The following is a 12,770-nucleotide window of genomic DNA, read 5'->3' as shown; positions in this document are numbered from 1 at the left end:
TTCAACCCAAGTCTGCCCTCCTTAAAACACCTGTAAGATCTGTGTATTCTCAAGAAAGTACCAAATAAAAAAAATATTGAGTGCCAGCCCTGAGATCCTATTCATCCACATGACCCAATCATAATTGATGTATTTGACAGGATCCTTTTGAACAAAATAAAACCAGGTCAAAAAGTACAGTATCACTGGTGTCATTGCCATTAAAAACCCAAAAAAGGCAGCTTCCTGATTTCTACCCAGAAAATACCATGCGAATAAAACCCCTGTCAGCAAAAACCAGATTGAAGAAAAAAGAAAAGTACCTTGAACTCCCAATTTCAGACTGAGGGTTTGATCTCCTCTTTTGCTGTCCTCTTCATGTTGGTATACTTGAGTAAGGGGATAAGATCCCCACAGCATCACAGAAGTCAATAAACCCGGAATCCAAACATGTGACATTCCAAATACCTCCCAACCAAAGTCACTGAGACCTGCATAAGCCATATTAAAGGTAAAAGCCCCTTGAAAAAGTCCTGCTATCAACCAGCTGATATACGCATATTTTTTTAACCTGATCATTGGGTGGCTATATGCCATAGAGATAAGGCCGTAAACAAATAGCATACTGGCAAACTGCCAATTGATCTGCAGCCCCAGCCCCAAAGCTATTCCCAAAAAAATTATGGATAGGTAATACAGCCCTTTTTGAACTTTGGGTGGATTACGGAGTCCTCCAATACTTTTTTCATCTTTATCAAAATAGCTGTTGTATCCATTGCTTGAAGGATAGAGAAAGAGATGAAGTGAAAAGAAAACAAGCAAAAGCCGCTCAGGATTATGATTAGGTGTCAATGCCAATGCAAAAAAGAAAACCGGCATTAAGAAAAAAGAAAAAGGAATTCTCAGGTGCTTCCAACTCGAACTTGTAAACATATTTCAATTTAGTTGTTAACTTTTACGAATGCTAGATGTTTAGTCTTCATAATTCAATTTAGAAAAAAATAGTTTAACTTCAGTTGATGAACAACCATATTGTGAGTATCGGGACAGCTAGCCCTGGAGAGGCCATACCTCAGCTTCGAATCAGTGAGTTTATGCAAATCGCCCATGGCCTTGACGCTGTTGAATCCCGAAAACTTCGCTTTGTCTATAAACATTCAGGAATTTCCAGCAGACACAGTGTGCTGGAGGATTTTAGATTTTCCAATCCACAGGAATTCAGATTCTTCCCAAAAAATAAAGCACTGGAGCCTTTCCCCAGTACGAAAGACCGGATGGACGTATTCAGAAATCAGGCTTTTGATTTAGCTCAGGAGGCTATAAGTGAATGTCTAAAGGGCGCATTGGTTTATCCAAATGAAATTACCCAGCTAATATTGGTGTCTTGCACAGGGATGTTTGCTCCAGGACTTGAGCTCGAAATCATTGACAAAATGAACCTCAGACCAGATTTGGAAAGGTATGCTATTCATTTTATGGGTTGCTATGCCTCTTTCAATGCCTTACGCTTGGCTGACAGAATCTGTGATGCTGCTCCAGAGTCAAAAGTATTGATTGTTTCTGTAGAATTATGCACCATTCATTTCCAAAAAGCCTACAATGAAGATAATCTTCTTGCCAATGCGATATTTGGAGACGGGGCAGCAGCAGCAATTGTATGCAAGGAAGGAAAAGGTCTAAAAATAAAAAAGTACGACTCTAGGGTATTCAAAGAAGGAGAAAATGACATGGCCTGGTCCATTGGAGATTTTGGCTTTGAAATGAAGCTAAGCAAATATGTCCCAGAACTGCTTCAAAATGGACTGGAAAAAATCATGGAGCATTTGGAATCCTCCTATGGGATCTCAAATATTGAAAATTTTGCTGTACATCCTGGAGGGAAGCAAATCCTTCAAAAAGTAGAAGATGCCTTTGGAATCTCCAAAGTTCAAAACCTCCCTTCTCATGAAGTATTGGAAAACAATGGCAATATGTCATCTGCAACCATCCTTTTTGTATTGAAGCGATGGCTTGAGTCCAAAAATAAGATAGGAGACTTACTTGCTTTGGGCTTTGGGCCAGGATTAACTTTAGAAACATTGTTACTTGAAAAATAATGGGAAAATTTACTTCCAGAAGTACACAGAAAGAAATCATGGATGACCTTGAGGTTGATGGGCCTGAACTTGTCCAGGCTTTGAGTGAGTTAAAAACAATCAATAAGCTGTTGGGAGGTAATAAAGTAACACTTTCAGGAATTAATCAACTAATCAAAAAGAATCCCCAAGAAGATTATAGTATTGCTGACTTAGGGTGTGGCAGGGGCGATATGCTCAGAGTAATTGCAGACTGGGCTTACCAAAATGAAATTCCGGTGGCACTTACCGGGATAGATGCCAACCCCAACATTATTGCTATCGCTAAAGAAAAATTGAGTGATTATAAAAACATCAATTTCAGAGTGGAAAATGTATTCTCGGATGATTTTCTGAAGGAGCCTGTTGATATCATCACCTGTACACTTTTTACACATCATTTCACTGATGCGGAACTAATCCAACTTTTTTCCTCTTTTAAGGAAAAGGTCAGGCTTGGAGTGGTCATTAATGATCTTCACCGTCACCCCTTGGCTTATTACAGCATCCGGGTATTGACAAAATATTTTTCCAGGTCTTCCATGGTGAAAAACGATGGCCCGCTATCCGTTCTGAGGAGTTTTAAAAAAAATGACTGGTCAGAAATCTTGAACAAAGCGGGGTTTTCTGATGTTGAAATCACATGGAAATGGGCTTTTCGATGGAAAGTGCTGGCTTTAAAGCATAGATAAAGCTGCTTTTTATAATTTTGAATATCAAACCAAACTTTAATACATATGGATTTTAATTACGAAACCATTCAGGTAATTCAGCAAAAGGCCATTGATATGGTATTTGAAGCCGGCCCGATTATCCTCAAAGCCATTGTCCTGCTTTTGATAGGTAGATGGCTGATCAAGTTTTTATTGAGGCAGCTGGGCAAAGGCCTTGACAAGTATGAAATTGACCCCTCATTGGGGACATTTTTTAAAAGCTTTCTAAGCGCAATCCTTTGGGTAGTCCTTTTAATAGCGGTCGCCACCACCCTTGGAATGCAGATGACTTCATTTGTTGCAATACTTGGTGCCGCAGGTTTGGCAGTTGGTCTGGCTTTACAAGGTTCATTAGCCAACTTTGCAGGGGGAGTTTTGATTTTGGTATTCAAGCCCTTCCGTGTTGGAGACACTATTGAAGCCCAGGGTACACTTGGTTCTGTGGAAAGTATAGATATCCTTTATACCAAAGTGAGAAATTTTGACAACAAAGTAGTAACCGTTCCAAATGGCGCATTGGCCAACAATTCAATTGTCAACCTATCGCAGAAACCTACCAGAAGGGTTGAGATGGCTGTTGGAGTGGCTTATGGTACTGATCTCAAAAAAACCAGAAAGGTTATTTTAGATGTTCTGAAAAAAGACGAAAGAATTCATGCAGACCCAGAGCCTGTGGTGAAGTTCACAAGCTTTGGTGACAGCTCATTAGATTTAAGCGTCAGGTGCTGGGCAGATGCCGGTGACTTATGGCCTGTATACTGGGACAATATGGAGGCTTTAAAAGAAGCCTTTGAAGCAAATGAAATTGAAATCCCATTCCCTCAAAGAGATGTCAATCATTATTATCCAGAAGGAAAAAAAGAATAACATCAATAATAAAAAAAGGAGCAAAATTGCTCCTTTTTTTATTTCCTTTTCTACTTAATCCAAGTCTAGTGTTGTGGTCTGTCCTTCCAAGGTCACCTCGATAGTCCGATCACATTCACCCTCTCCATAATCAACCTCAAAAACAAAGGCTCCTGATACTGTGATCAAGCTCTTACCTTTACTAGGTATCCAGTTCCCTGTGTTTGTACAGGTCTGAAAAAATATCAACGGTTCTGAAATTTGAGAATCAAAATCCACACCTAGCTTGCTTTTTCCTGAAGCAGAACCAGTAACTTCGGCACGTATACCCTCCGCTTCCATGGGCAAAAAGAACTTCCTGTTTTGTGTTAGGGCTATTGTGGAAACACTGCCGTCTGGCCAGGTCAGTTTGCCATTATTGATAACAGTTTCAAATGTGATAGTTCCATTTTGAAGGTCTATGCCTCTGTTGGTAGAAACCCTGCTTCCTTCTAATCTGATATCATTTATGTGATAGTTGTCGAAGCTTACTGTGATCATTACTCCAGGAAATACAATTCTTCCAGTATAATCAATTAACAGTTTCCCCCTCCGAAAAATACCATTGGGGCTGGTACAACCTTCACCAAAATCAATCACTATTCTCATATTCTCAAAATCATGTACCACTTCAGTATTTGGACATAAGTCACCGGTAAACTCAAGCTGAGTACGGAGCCCTTGACCATTTTCTTGAAGAGAAAAAAGACTGATATTGTCTATATCGGTGTATGCCGCAGATATCTGGGCTTCTTCTTCAATAATAGCGGTATTTGTATTTGGTCCTGGGTCAGGAGTAGGTTCATCATCGCCACATGAAAGCAATGAAAAAAACACTAAAAGATATATTCTTGGGGTTTTAACAAACATCTTCATAAGCAGACTGATTTTGACTTATAATAAAAAGAAATACCAGTCAAATATAAACATGCTTTAGCGCAATTGCATTTATTTGGAATCTGAATTTCCAGAATTATTTTTGCTTACAGAACCGCCGCAGCCTATGTTTTTGGTAAGATCCAAATCTTCAGGCAGACCTCCAAAGCCATCTTCGAAATCAAGCTCCTCAATAGGTTCTTCCTGATCGTCTGTTTTTTTCATTTGACTCATATTTTAATAGATAAGTTCAGCATCCTGAATGATAAAATTCAGCTCTTCCAAGTCGCTGTCATTCAGTTTAAGTTTTCCTTTTACGGTTACGATCTCATCCATTTTAACTTTTTTGCCAGGTCGCTTTTTCAGGTAACCGACCACCACACTTTCCGGTCCTGCCCCTCCACAAAAAAAACATTCCGCATTTGGGTACTTCGAAATTACAGCAAAATTAGAGGTGCTCATTTCTAAAGGAATATAAAAACCAGTTACTTCTACTACTTTCCCTTCAAGGGCTTTGAGTTCATCAGGAAACTTTGGGTATAAAAAATACATGCCATATTCTCTATTGAGCTTTTCTACAAACCTGGTCTTACCAAATAAAGCCCACATGTCCTTTTCAACGGGAATCATAGCCATTCCGGAGATCAAAAACAACAATAAGATAGGGAGTAATTTTTTCATCTTGAAGGTATTTAAGCAAAGAAGACTCCGGCGATGCCGGAGTCTATTGTCAACCACCATCATTCAAATGAAGAGAACACTACATGAATGATAATAGCCAAAGGTAAGAAATTCCCTGAATTTAAATGCAACATAGTTGCATAAATTAAAATAATTTTTAGAATTTAACTTTTTTTATTTTTACGCCATGACTATAGACTTCCCATTGGAGGACCTTCAAAAAACCCTCTCAAAAACCAAAAGTAAGGCACTGAAAATCACCTTTATAAGACTTTTTGTGTTTTTTACACTTATCCCAGTCTTAATTTTAGGCTTGACTGATTACCCTGCATTACTGATTTTATTCTTCGCCCAACTCAGTTGGTTTGTCCATCTTATTATACGTTCCAACCATTATAAGGACATGGAATTATTCTTCCTTGAACTGATGAACATGGAGAAGGAGAAACAATTGCGATTAGCTCGAAACCTTAAAGGCTTTGATACCGGATTTGAGTTCCAAACAAAATCTCATCCTTTTTCCATTGATTTGGATGTTTTTGGCGAACATTCACTTTTTCAATTGATCAATCACTCCTGCAACTTTTCTGGTAAAAAGCTACTTGCCGAAAAGCTGAAAGCCAATCTTAACCCTAAATCGGCGAACGAATGGAGACCTGCTGTAGATGAGTTACAAACACATGCTGACCTTCTCCTACACTTTGAAGCCGCAGGTAGAGCTTTTATCAAAGAAGAAAAACCCAAAGAAAAATTTTATTCATGGTTGAAAGATCCTTTAAAATGGAGCTCATTCTTTTACATTCCATTAATCTTAGGACCAAGCCTTGGTTTGGCTTTGATTTTAGGGGTTGCTACAGGGCTTATACCAGCAGGATATATTGGAATCTGGATCATCCTTGGCTTGACATTGCTTTCTTTTATCCACAAGCCTCTAAGCATAGCTTCAAGTGTTTTCCCTGACCATGGAGACACAAAGACATATAGGATTTGGTCTGAATTGCTCGGTAAAAGCAAATTTCAGAATGAATTCTTAAAGAATGCCGCTCTGCTATTTCAAAATCCAGATCAAAACATTTCAAAAGGTTTAAAAACACTGGAACAGGTTTCTTTTTTGGTTCAGAACAGGATCAATTTGGTGTACCTTATTTTCAATTTGTTGTTCTGGTTGGATTTCGTGCTTTTGTGGCAACTCAAGAAATGGAAATCTACTTATGAGCATCAGCTGCAGCAACTTGATTCTATTTTTGATGAATGGCAGGTCTTAATTTCCCTGGGCAGCTTTGCCTCTCAGGAAAACCTAAAAGGAGAAATCTCTTGGACTAACCAGGAGGTCCTAACATTCAAATCCCTTAATCATCCCCTGCTCCCACAATCCAAAGCTGTTTCCAACTCATTGCATATGCCCGAATCCATTCAGACCATTTTGTTGACAGGAGCAAATATGTCGGGAAAAACAACCTTTATGAGAACAATCGGGACTAATATGATTCTTTCAAATCTTGGCCTAAGACCATTTGCGGAAAGTTTGGAAATAGGGCCTTTCCAACTTTATACCAGCATGCGGAATTCTGACAACCTTGGGGAAAGTGTAAGTTCTTTTTATGCGGAGCTTGCAAGAATCCGCCAGGTTTTGGAGGCCGCCGAAAACGGTCAGAAGGTGTTTTTTCTAATGGATGAAATATTAAAAGGAACCAATACAACAGATCGGATCCAAGGCAGTGAGGCCCTGATCAAACAATTGGCAACAGCAGAAGCGAAAGGTATAATATCAACCCACGATATCGAACTGAGTACTTTAGAGCAGGATTTGGACTACCTGAAAAACTTCAGCTTCCACAGTGAAATAGCTGACCGCGAAATCCACTTTGACTACACCCTGAAAGCAGGCCCATGTCCTAGCTTTAATGCGCACAAACTTATGGAGTTGATGGGAATCCGGTTTACTTGAAAGAAAGTTTTGGCACAGTGCTTGTTTCAAATGATCTCGTAATCAATTATTTAACTTAAATAAATCTGCTATGAGCTCTTTGCTTTATTTAATTGCCATCATATTGATAATAGGGTGGGTATTTGGATTCTTTGTGTACAGTGTCGGTGGATTGATTCATATACTTTTAGTATTGGCAATCATTTCTATACTCCTCAGACTAATCGGTGGTAGAACAGTATAGCATTTAAAATTAACCTTGATAAATAAGCCCGCATTTGCGGGTTTTTTTGTTTTGAAGGATTGTGAACATATTTTCGATTAATCAAAGTCTTTTTCTTAAAGCTGTATTTTTCTTTTATTTTTGGGCAATCAATTCAATCCCCTGTGCAAGAAAATTACCAGCAAAAAACTTTAGGAATACTGGGTGGCGGCCAATTGGGCCGGATGGTGATCCAATCTGCCATCTCCTACAATATTGATATCCATATTTTGGACCCCGATGCAAACGCACCCTGCAAATCCATTTGCCAAGCTTTCACTCAAGGAAGTCTGACAGACTTCGAAACTGTTTACAACTTCGGCAAAAACTGTGATGTCTTGACCATTGAAATTGAAAATGTCAATACCGAAGCATTGGAAAAACTGGCTCAAGAGGGCAAGGAAGTCTATCCACAGCCACATATCATCAAGTTGATCCAGGATAAAAGAACCCAAAAAGCATTTTACAAAGAACAGGGTATTCCAACGGCTGATTTTATTCTTACTGAAAACAAAGAAGAGGTATTTGCCCAAAAGGATTTTCTTCCTGCTGTCAATAAGTTGGGAAAAGAGGGCTATGATGGGCGGGGAGTACAGCTATTGAGGACTGAAGATGAGCTCGAAAAAGCATTTGATGCTCCCGGGCTTCTGGAAAAACTGATAGATTTCGACCAAGAAATTGCTGTGATTGTATCCAAAAATAACAAAGGAGACTTAAAAGCATTTCCAGCAGTGGCCTGTGCCTTTCATCCCACAGCTAACTTGGTAGAGTTTCTTTTTGCTCCAGCTGGGATATCAGAGTCTTTGGAGAAGCGAGCACAGGAAATAGCTTTGGAAGTGATCCAAAAACTTGATATGGTAGGCATTTTGGCAGTAGAAATGTTTGTCACTAAGCAAGGTGAAATTTTGGTGAATGAAATTGCCCCCAGACCTCACAACAGTGGGCACCACACTATTGAAGCAAACATCACCTCTCAATTTGAGCAGCACCTGAGATCTGTGATGGGCATGCCCTTGGGTGATTGCAGCCTGAGAACCCCAGCAGCTATGGTCAATCTTCTGGGTGAAGATGGGTTTAATGGGGATGCTTATGTGGAAGGTCTTGACGAAGCCATGAAAGAGAAAGGCGTATATATACATATGTATGGTAAAAAAATCACCAAGCCATTTAGAAAAATGGGGCATGCAACCATTTTGGACGAGAATGTAGATAGACTTAAAGAAAGGGCTTTACGAATAAAGTCATTGATTAAAATAAAAGCTTAAAATGGACATTATGGTAGGAATAATTATGGGCAGCAAATCTGACTTGCCCGTAATGGCAGAAGCCGCCCAAGCGCTTGAAGAATTGGGCGTCGGGTATGAATTGACAGTCGTATCCGCTCACAGAACACCTGAAAGAATGGTAGATTATGCTCATTCGGCCCGAAACCGAGGTATCAAGGTAATTATCGCTGGAGCCGGAGGAGCAGCTCATCTTCCAGGAATGGTAGCTTCTATGACTTCTCTACCTGTCATCGGGGTTCCAATTAAATCTTCAAATTCTATAGACGGCTGGGATAGTATACTCTCCATTCTACAAATGCCAGGAGGAATCCCTGTAGCTACGGTTGCACTTAATGGTGCTAAAAACGCCGGAATACTTGCCGCTTCCATGATCGGTGCCTTTAATGAGCAAATCGGTAGAAACATGGATGCATTCAAGCAAAATCTCAAAGAAAAAGTCATTCGCTCCGCAGAAGAAATTGAAAGCAAGGGCTGGAAAAACTCCCTGCCCAAATAAATATTTTATGGACTTCAATAAACCCGTCAAGTTCAAAATTGGGTCTGAAGACTGGGAAATGCCACTGGGCACTTTACTTCTTCTGATTGCTATTGCGCTCTTGTTGATGATCGGTGGAGCCTACATGGGTTTTAAATTCGGAGAAAGACAATTTCAGTCTTCAAACATTCCCCAGCCGTCGCTTTTTTTTCTGGCTGAACCAAATGTTTTTATCCATGCCTTAAAAAGCTCCCTATAATCCAGGATTGCATTTCTAAGTAAGTCCAAATGTTCCTCGGCATGAGTTCGCTCCAAAGCAAGGCGGAAACTGATAGCATAGAGGTTTTTAGCATGAAGTTTTACCAATAAGGCGTTTTCCATTTTTTGGTTGTAGATATCACTTTTTTCAGCGTGGGCAAACCTCACATTGATTTTTGAAGCATTGCCCAGCATGGCCGCGCCATACAGTTCAGCCCTTGCTTCGTCTAGTGTCCCTACTAAAGTCCTTGTCAGCGTAAGGATTTCCAATGATTTGAGAAACATCGGATGGCTTTTCAGGCTGTCGTCTTGAGGTTGCTCTGAATACTTTCCCCTTGGGTCAAAATAAAACTCGTTCCACATGTATAAAAAAGATTAAGTTAAAAATTGAAACTTTAAAATTTGAGACACTTAAAATATAAGCATCTCAAATATTAGAAACTAAATATCAGTCAGGATTTTAGAATGGAAGAATATCATCTGAACTGTTATCTTCAAATGTTGTAACATCAGGCATCTCCTGATTTTTGGTTGCAGCATTACCTTCAGATCCTTGCTTCTCCATTTTCCATGCCTTCACGTCAGTATACCATCTACCATTGTATTCCCTGCTTTCTATATCAATACTTGCATTGACATGATCACCGGATTTTACGGAAAAGCTATCAATATTGTCTCCCCACACGGTGATACAGACTTTCTTTGGGTAATTACCTTGCGTTTCGACTATGATTTCCTGTTTTCTCCACAGGCCATTTTTTCCGGTGCCGTTAATTTCAGGATTTACCTGAACAACTCTTCCTATTAATTCCATAAATTTTTAATTTTCAAATCTGAACAACGAAGGTAACAAATTAAGAAAAAAGCTCCCTGTATTCTTCCATGAAAGTCTTTAGAAATGTGTGGATCCTTAAAGACATCAAAAAAAAATGAAAGAAAAACAATAAAAGAAAATACTATCGTTAGTGAATGGCATCTTCTTTGAGCCATAAGTGTTTTGAAAAGCTGCCTTATTTCAGAATTTTATTTTTTTATTTAGAAGAAAAATACAAAATATTTCATAGTATCATTTTTTTATAATAGACCCTTTTAAAAAAATCCAGTAATCTGTTGCATGATTCTCATCGAATCTATACATTTGATTTGCACGAGTTAAATGTTTCACACTTAATCATATACTATGGCATAAACCTCTACGTTATTTAAAAGTCAATTTGTATGAGTAAAAGGATTGGTCCTAAGGACTCTGAACTGATCAAGCAGTACAGAAGCGGAAATGAAATCGCATTTGAAAAATTGGTAGATAAGTACAAATCAAAAGTTTATACCACCATCTACCTCATCGTGAAAGATCAAGGAGTAGCAGAGGATCTGCTTCAGGATGTATTTGTAAAAGTAGTCCACACTTTGAATTCCGATGGCTATAACGAAGAAGGGAAATTCCAACCATGGTTGATGCGTATAGCGCACAATCTGGCCATAGACTATTTCAGAAAACGAAAGCGTTATCCTACTATTATTATGGAGGATGGGGCTAATCTCTTCAACACGCTCAAATTTGCGGAAGAGACTATAGAAGACCAAAAGATCAAAGAGGATACTCTTGAACTTGTAAGAAAACTGATTGATGAATTGCCTGAATCGCAAAAGCAGGTTCTTATTATGAGGCATTACATGGATTTGAGTTTTCAGGAAATAGCAGAGCAAACGGGTGTCAGCATTAATACCGCATTAGGTAGAATGCGATATGCGTTGATCAATATGAGAAAAAAAATGAAACAATTAAACGTTGCCTATGACAAAACCTTTTACCCCAAATGACCTGATAAGATATGTGTATCAGGAAATGAGTGAGGGCGAAAATGAGCAATTGGTGCAGGCCTTGCGCGAAAATGGAACTTTGATGCAAGAATACCTTGATTTGCTGAGCACCATAGAACAATTGGACGAACTCATTTTAGAACCTTCTGAAAAAGTAGTAAAGGACATTCTCAGGAATGCCAAATCTACAGGACTCGAAAAAATAAAATCGTTTTAGATTAACGGTGACCTGAAAGCCCAAAGCTTTCAGGTTTTTTTATGGCAAATTATCATGAATAAAACCCTCCACTTCAAAAATCAAATCCCTGTAAGTCTGTTCAGTAAACCCATGACCTTGATCCGTATAATACCTACTAAGATATGACACATTATTTTCCTCAAGTTTTTCCTCCAAATCATAGCTTTGTTGTATAGGCACCACAGTGTCCGCCGTTCCATGGAAAAAAGCCGTAGGTATGGATTGGCTGTTGACGAAGCTCAAGGGTGATGAATCCACACCAGAACCTTAGTAGACGTGCTTGACCTCCCGGCCGGTAGAAAAACATCCATTACCTGTCTGGGCTCACTCCCATATTCTAGGTTGACAATTTCCAGCGGCCTGCTAAAATCAATATCGGGATCAGTATCGTTTTGACAGGATTGAAAATAAATAAAGGTTAAAAGAATCAAGCCAAAAATTTTGAGGTTTTTCATATTTAAATGAGATTGATAGGTCTTTGGAAAACGAAACTTTCATAATCTTGTTCTAAATTAACGTTGATCAATACTGCAAGTAGAAAATATTGATTTTAACCACACCTCTAAAATGCTGAAAAAAGAAAGATTCAAAACCTTTATAGATCATTTCTCAGAAAACATGCCCATTGCGGAAACTGAGCTGGAATATGAAAATCCTTATCAACTTTTGGTAGCGGTGGCGCTTTCTGCCCAATGCACAGACAAAAGGGTCAACCTGACCACTCCAGCCATTTTTAGGGATTTTCCCACCCCTTATCATCTTGCCGCTTCTGATTTTGATGAACTTTTCCCTTATATCAAATCCATTTCCTATCCCAACAACAAGACCAAGCATTTGCTGGGAATGGCCAAAATGCTCATCAATGACTTTGGCGGCGAGGTTCCCTCCACTGTAGAGGAACTGGTAAAACTCCCCGGAGTCGGAAGAAAAACAGCCAATGTCATCACCTCAGTTGTCTGGAACCAGCCTAATATGGCCGTGGACACACATGTATTCAGGGTATCCAAAAGGCTCGGATTGGTAACTCAAAGTGCCAAAACCCCATTGGAAGTGGAAAAGCAACTGATTCGCCATATTCCCAAAGAACATGTACATAAAGCCCATCACTGGCTAATACTTCACGGCCGGTATGTCTGCCTGGCCCGCAAACCAAAGTGTATGGAATGCAGTATCACTCATTTTTGCAGGTACTTTGAAAAAAACAAGGAGAAAATACTGGATGAACAAAACAGCGGTTTTTCCCCAAAGAAGTAAT

At 39.2% G+C, this 12,770-nt stretch carries 18 protein-coding genes; 10 read left to right on the top strand and 8 right to left on the bottom strand.

Features of this window, described 5'->3' with window-relative positions; genetic code table 11:
• Positions 1 to 21: 21 nt before the first annotated feature.
• Positions 22 to 912 carry a UbiA family prenyltransferase gene (locus A33Q_RS18885; RefSeq protein ID WP_009033111.1) on the bottom strand — a complete coding sequence of 297 codons (891 nt, stop codon included), beginning with the start codon at positions 910 to 912 and terminating at the stop codon, positions 22 to 24.
• 86 nt (positions 913 to 998) lie between these two features.
• On the opposite strand from A33Q_RS18885, the gene A33Q_RS18880 reads away from it, so the two are divergent.
• The 3 genes from A33Q_RS18880 to A33Q_RS18870 are packed head-to-tail and all read left to right on the top strand — an operon-like array spanning position 999 to position 3,673.
• Positions 999 to 2,075: a type III polyketide synthase gene (locus A33Q_RS18880; RefSeq protein ID WP_009033112.1), complete on the top strand. Its 1,077-nt coding sequence runs from the start codon at positions 999 to 1,001 to the stop codon at positions 2,073 to 2,075.
• Positions 2,075 to 2,785 carry a methyltransferase domain-containing protein gene (locus A33Q_RS18875; protein WP_009033113.1) on the top strand — a complete coding sequence of 237 codons (711 nt, stop codon included), beginning with the start codon at positions 2,075 to 2,077 and terminating at the stop codon, positions 2,783 to 2,785. Before A33Q_RS18880 ends, A33Q_RS18875 begins: the two co-directional genes overlap by 1 nt.
• Before the next feature lie 45 nt (positions 2,786 to 2,830).
• Positions 2,831 to 3,673, top strand: a complete 843-nt coding sequence (locus A33Q_RS18870) for a mechanosensitive ion channel family protein (RefSeq protein ID WP_009033114.1) — start codon at positions 2,831 to 2,833, stop codon at positions 3,671 to 3,673.
• 54 nt (positions 3,674 to 3,727) lie between these two features.
• On the opposite strand, the gene A33Q_RS18865 is transcribed toward A33Q_RS18870, so the two are convergent.
• From A33Q_RS18865 to A33Q_RS18860, 3 genes are all read right to left on the bottom strand, one after another.
• Complete coding sequence (locus A33Q_RS18865) at positions 3,728 to 4,567, bottom strand: hypothetical protein (RefSeq protein WP_009033115.1); 840 nt, start codon at positions 4,565 to 4,567, stop codon at positions 3,728 to 3,730.
• 72 nt (positions 4,568 to 4,639) lie between these two features.
• Positions 4,640 to 4,792: a hypothetical protein gene (locus A33Q_RS22315; RefSeq protein ID WP_009033116.1), complete on the bottom strand. Its 153-nt coding sequence runs from the start codon at positions 4,790 to 4,792 to the stop codon at positions 4,640 to 4,642.
• A gap of 12 nt (positions 4,793 to 4,804) precedes the next feature.
• Positions 4,805 to 5,248, bottom strand: coding sequence for a hypothetical protein (locus tag A33Q_RS18860; protein ID WP_009033117.1), 444 nt, complete (start codon positions 5,246 to 5,248; stop codon positions 4,805 to 4,807).
• A 187-nt stretch (positions 5,249 to 5,435) separates the two neighbouring features.
• On the opposite strand from A33Q_RS18860, the gene A33Q_RS18855 reads away from it, so the two are divergent.
• The 4 genes from A33Q_RS18855 (at position 5,436) to purE (ending at position 9,219) form a co-directional block, all read left to right on the top strand.
• Positions 5,436 to 7,196 (top strand): MutS-related protein, encoded by a 1,761-nt coding sequence (locus tag A33Q_RS18855; protein WP_009033118.1) that lies wholly within the window; start codon positions 5,436 to 5,438, stop codon positions 7,194 to 7,196.
• Between the two features lie 70 nt (positions 7,197 to 7,266).
• The gene (locus A33Q_RS22025; protein ID WP_152527436.1) at positions 7,267 to 7,419 is read left to right on the top strand and encodes a lmo0937 family membrane protein; all 153 of its coding nucleotides are present in this window, start codon (positions 7,267 to 7,269) and stop codon (positions 7,417 to 7,419) included.
• A gap of 143 nt (positions 7,420 to 7,562) precedes the next feature.
• On the top strand, positions 7,563 to 8,702 hold the full coding sequence (locus A33Q_RS18850; RefSeq protein ID WP_009033119.1) for a 5-(carboxyamino)imidazole ribonucleotide synthase: 1,140 nt from the start codon (positions 7,563 to 7,565) through the stop codon (positions 8,700 to 8,702).
• A 1-nt stretch (position 8,703) separates the two neighbouring features.
• The gene (purE, locus tag A33Q_RS18845; protein ID WP_009033120.1) at positions 8,704 to 9,219 is read left to right on the top strand and encodes a 5-(carboxyamino)imidazole ribonucleotide mutase; all 516 of its coding nucleotides are present in this window, start codon (positions 8,704 to 8,706) and stop codon (positions 9,217 to 9,219) included.
• A 153-nt stretch (positions 9,220 to 9,372) separates the two neighbouring features.
• Here the strand turns inward: purE and A33Q_RS18840 are convergent, their stop codons facing one another.
• Both A33Q_RS18840 and A33Q_RS18835 read right to left on the bottom strand, forming a co-directional pair.
• Positions 9,373 to 9,819: a hypothetical protein gene (locus A33Q_RS18840; protein WP_009033121.1), complete on the bottom strand. Its 447-nt coding sequence runs from the start codon at positions 9,817 to 9,819 to the stop codon at positions 9,373 to 9,375.
• A 97-nt stretch (positions 9,820 to 9,916) separates the two neighbouring features.
• Complete coding sequence (locus A33Q_RS18835) at positions 9,917 to 10,270, bottom strand: DUF3127 domain-containing protein (protein ID WP_009033122.1); 354 nt, start codon at positions 10,268 to 10,270, stop codon at positions 9,917 to 9,919.
• Between the two features lie 404 nt (positions 10,271 to 10,674).
• Here A33Q_RS18835 and A33Q_RS18830 point away from each other — a divergent pair, with 404 nt between their 5' ends.
• Complete coding sequence (locus A33Q_RS18830; protein ID WP_009033123.1) at positions 10,675 to 11,277, top strand: RNA polymerase sigma factor; 603 nt, start codon at positions 10,675 to 10,677, stop codon at positions 11,275 to 11,277.
• Positions 11,252 to 11,494: an anti-sigma factor gene (locus A33Q_RS18825; protein ID WP_009033124.1), complete on the top strand. Its 243-nt coding sequence runs from the start codon at positions 11,252 to 11,254 to the stop codon at positions 11,492 to 11,494. The genes A33Q_RS18830 and A33Q_RS18825 overlap by 26 nt, the downstream gene beginning before the upstream one ends.
• 39 nt (positions 11,495 to 11,533) lie before the next feature.
• Here the strand turns inward: A33Q_RS18825 and A33Q_RS18820 are convergent, their stop codons facing one another.
• Both A33Q_RS18820 and A33Q_RS18815 read right to left on the bottom strand, forming a co-directional pair.
• Positions 11,534 to 11,773: an alpha/beta hydrolase family protein gene (locus tag A33Q_RS18820; protein WP_084328513.1), complete on the bottom strand. Its 240-nt coding sequence runs from the start codon at positions 11,771 to 11,773 to the stop codon at positions 11,534 to 11,536.
• Entirely contained in the window at positions 11,755 to 11,970 is a 216-nt protein-coding gene (locus tag A33Q_RS18815) for a hypothetical protein (RefSeq protein WP_009033126.1), read from the bottom strand. Before A33Q_RS18815 ends, A33Q_RS18820 begins: the two co-directional genes overlap by 19 nt.
• Positions 11,971 to 12,082: 112 nt before the next feature.
• Between A33Q_RS18815 and nth the strand changes: the two genes are divergently transcribed.
• Positions 12,083 to 12,769, top strand: coding sequence for an endonuclease III (gene nth, locus A33Q_RS18810; RefSeq protein WP_009033127.1), 687 nt, complete (start codon positions 12,083 to 12,085; stop codon positions 12,767 to 12,769).
• Position 12,770: the final 1 nt, after the last annotated feature.

It is taken from the genome of Indibacter alkaliphilus LW1 (genome assembly GCF_000295935.2).
In the GTDB taxonomy this organism is placed as follows: domain Bacteria; phylum Bacteroidota; class Bacteroidia; order Cytophagales; family Cyclobacteriaceae; genus Indibacter; species Indibacter alkaliphilus.
The sequence above is the reverse complement of the archived record's forward strand: the minus strand, read 5'-3'. Positions and strand labels throughout refer to the sequence as shown.

Coding starts and splice junctions, on each gene's coding strand:
- A33Q_RS22025 (WP_152527436.1), top strand. CDS start 7,267: ATGAGCTCTTTGCTTTATTTAATTGCCATCATATTGATAATAGGGTGG.
- A33Q_RS18835 (WP_009033122.1), bottom strand. CDS start 10,270: ATGGAATTAATAGGAAGAGTTGTTCAGGTAAATCCTGAAATTAACGGC.
- A33Q_RS18830 (WP_009033123.1), top strand. CDS start 10,675: ATGAGTAAAAGGATTGGTCCTAAGGACTCTGAACTGATCAAGCAGTAC.
- A33Q_RS18855 (WP_009033118.1), top strand. CDS start 5,436: ATGACTATAGACTTCCCATTGGAGGACCTTCAAAAAACCCTCTCAAAA.
- A33Q_RS18825 (WP_009033124.1), top strand. CDS start 11,252: ATGACAAAACCTTTTACCCCAAATGACCTGATAAGATATGTGTATCAG.
- A33Q_RS18815 (WP_009033126.1), bottom strand. CDS start 11,970: ATGAAAAACCTCAAAATTTTTGGCTTGATTCTTTTAACCTTTATTTAT.
- A33Q_RS22315 (WP_009033116.1), bottom strand. CDS start 4,792: ATGAAAAAAACAGACGATCAGGAAGAACCTATTGAGGAGCTTGATTTC.
- purE (WP_009033120.1), top strand. CDS start 8,704: ATGGACATTATGGTAGGAATAATTATGGGCAGCAAATCTGACTTGCCC.
- A33Q_RS18875 (WP_009033113.1), top strand. CDS start 2,075: ATGGGAAAATTTACTTCCAGAAGTACACAGAAAGAAATCATGGATGAC.
- A33Q_RS18880 (WP_009033112.1), top strand. CDS start 999: ATGAACAACCATATTGTGAGTATCGGGACAGCTAGCCCTGGAGAGGCC.
- A33Q_RS18885 (WP_009033111.1), bottom strand. CDS start 912: ATGTTTACAAGTTCGAGTTGGAAGCACCTGAGAATTCCTTTTTCTTTT.
- A33Q_RS18865 (WP_009033115.1), bottom strand. CDS start 4,567: ATGAAGATGTTTGTTAAAACCCCAAGAATATATCTTTTAGTGTTTTTT.
- A33Q_RS18840 (WP_009033121.1), bottom strand. CDS start 9,819: ATGTGGAACGAGTTTTATTTTGACCCAAGGGGAAAGTATTCAGAGCAA.
- A33Q_RS18860 (WP_009033117.1), bottom strand. CDS start 5,248: ATGAAAAAATTACTCCCTATCTTATTGTTGTTTTTGATCTCCGGAATG.
- A33Q_RS18870 (WP_009033114.1), top strand. CDS start 2,831: ATGGATTTTAATTACGAAACCATTCAGGTAATTCAGCAAAAGGCCATT.
- nth (WP_009033127.1), top strand. CDS start 12,083: ATGCTGAAAAAAGAAAGATTCAAAACCTTTATAGATCATTTCTCAGAA.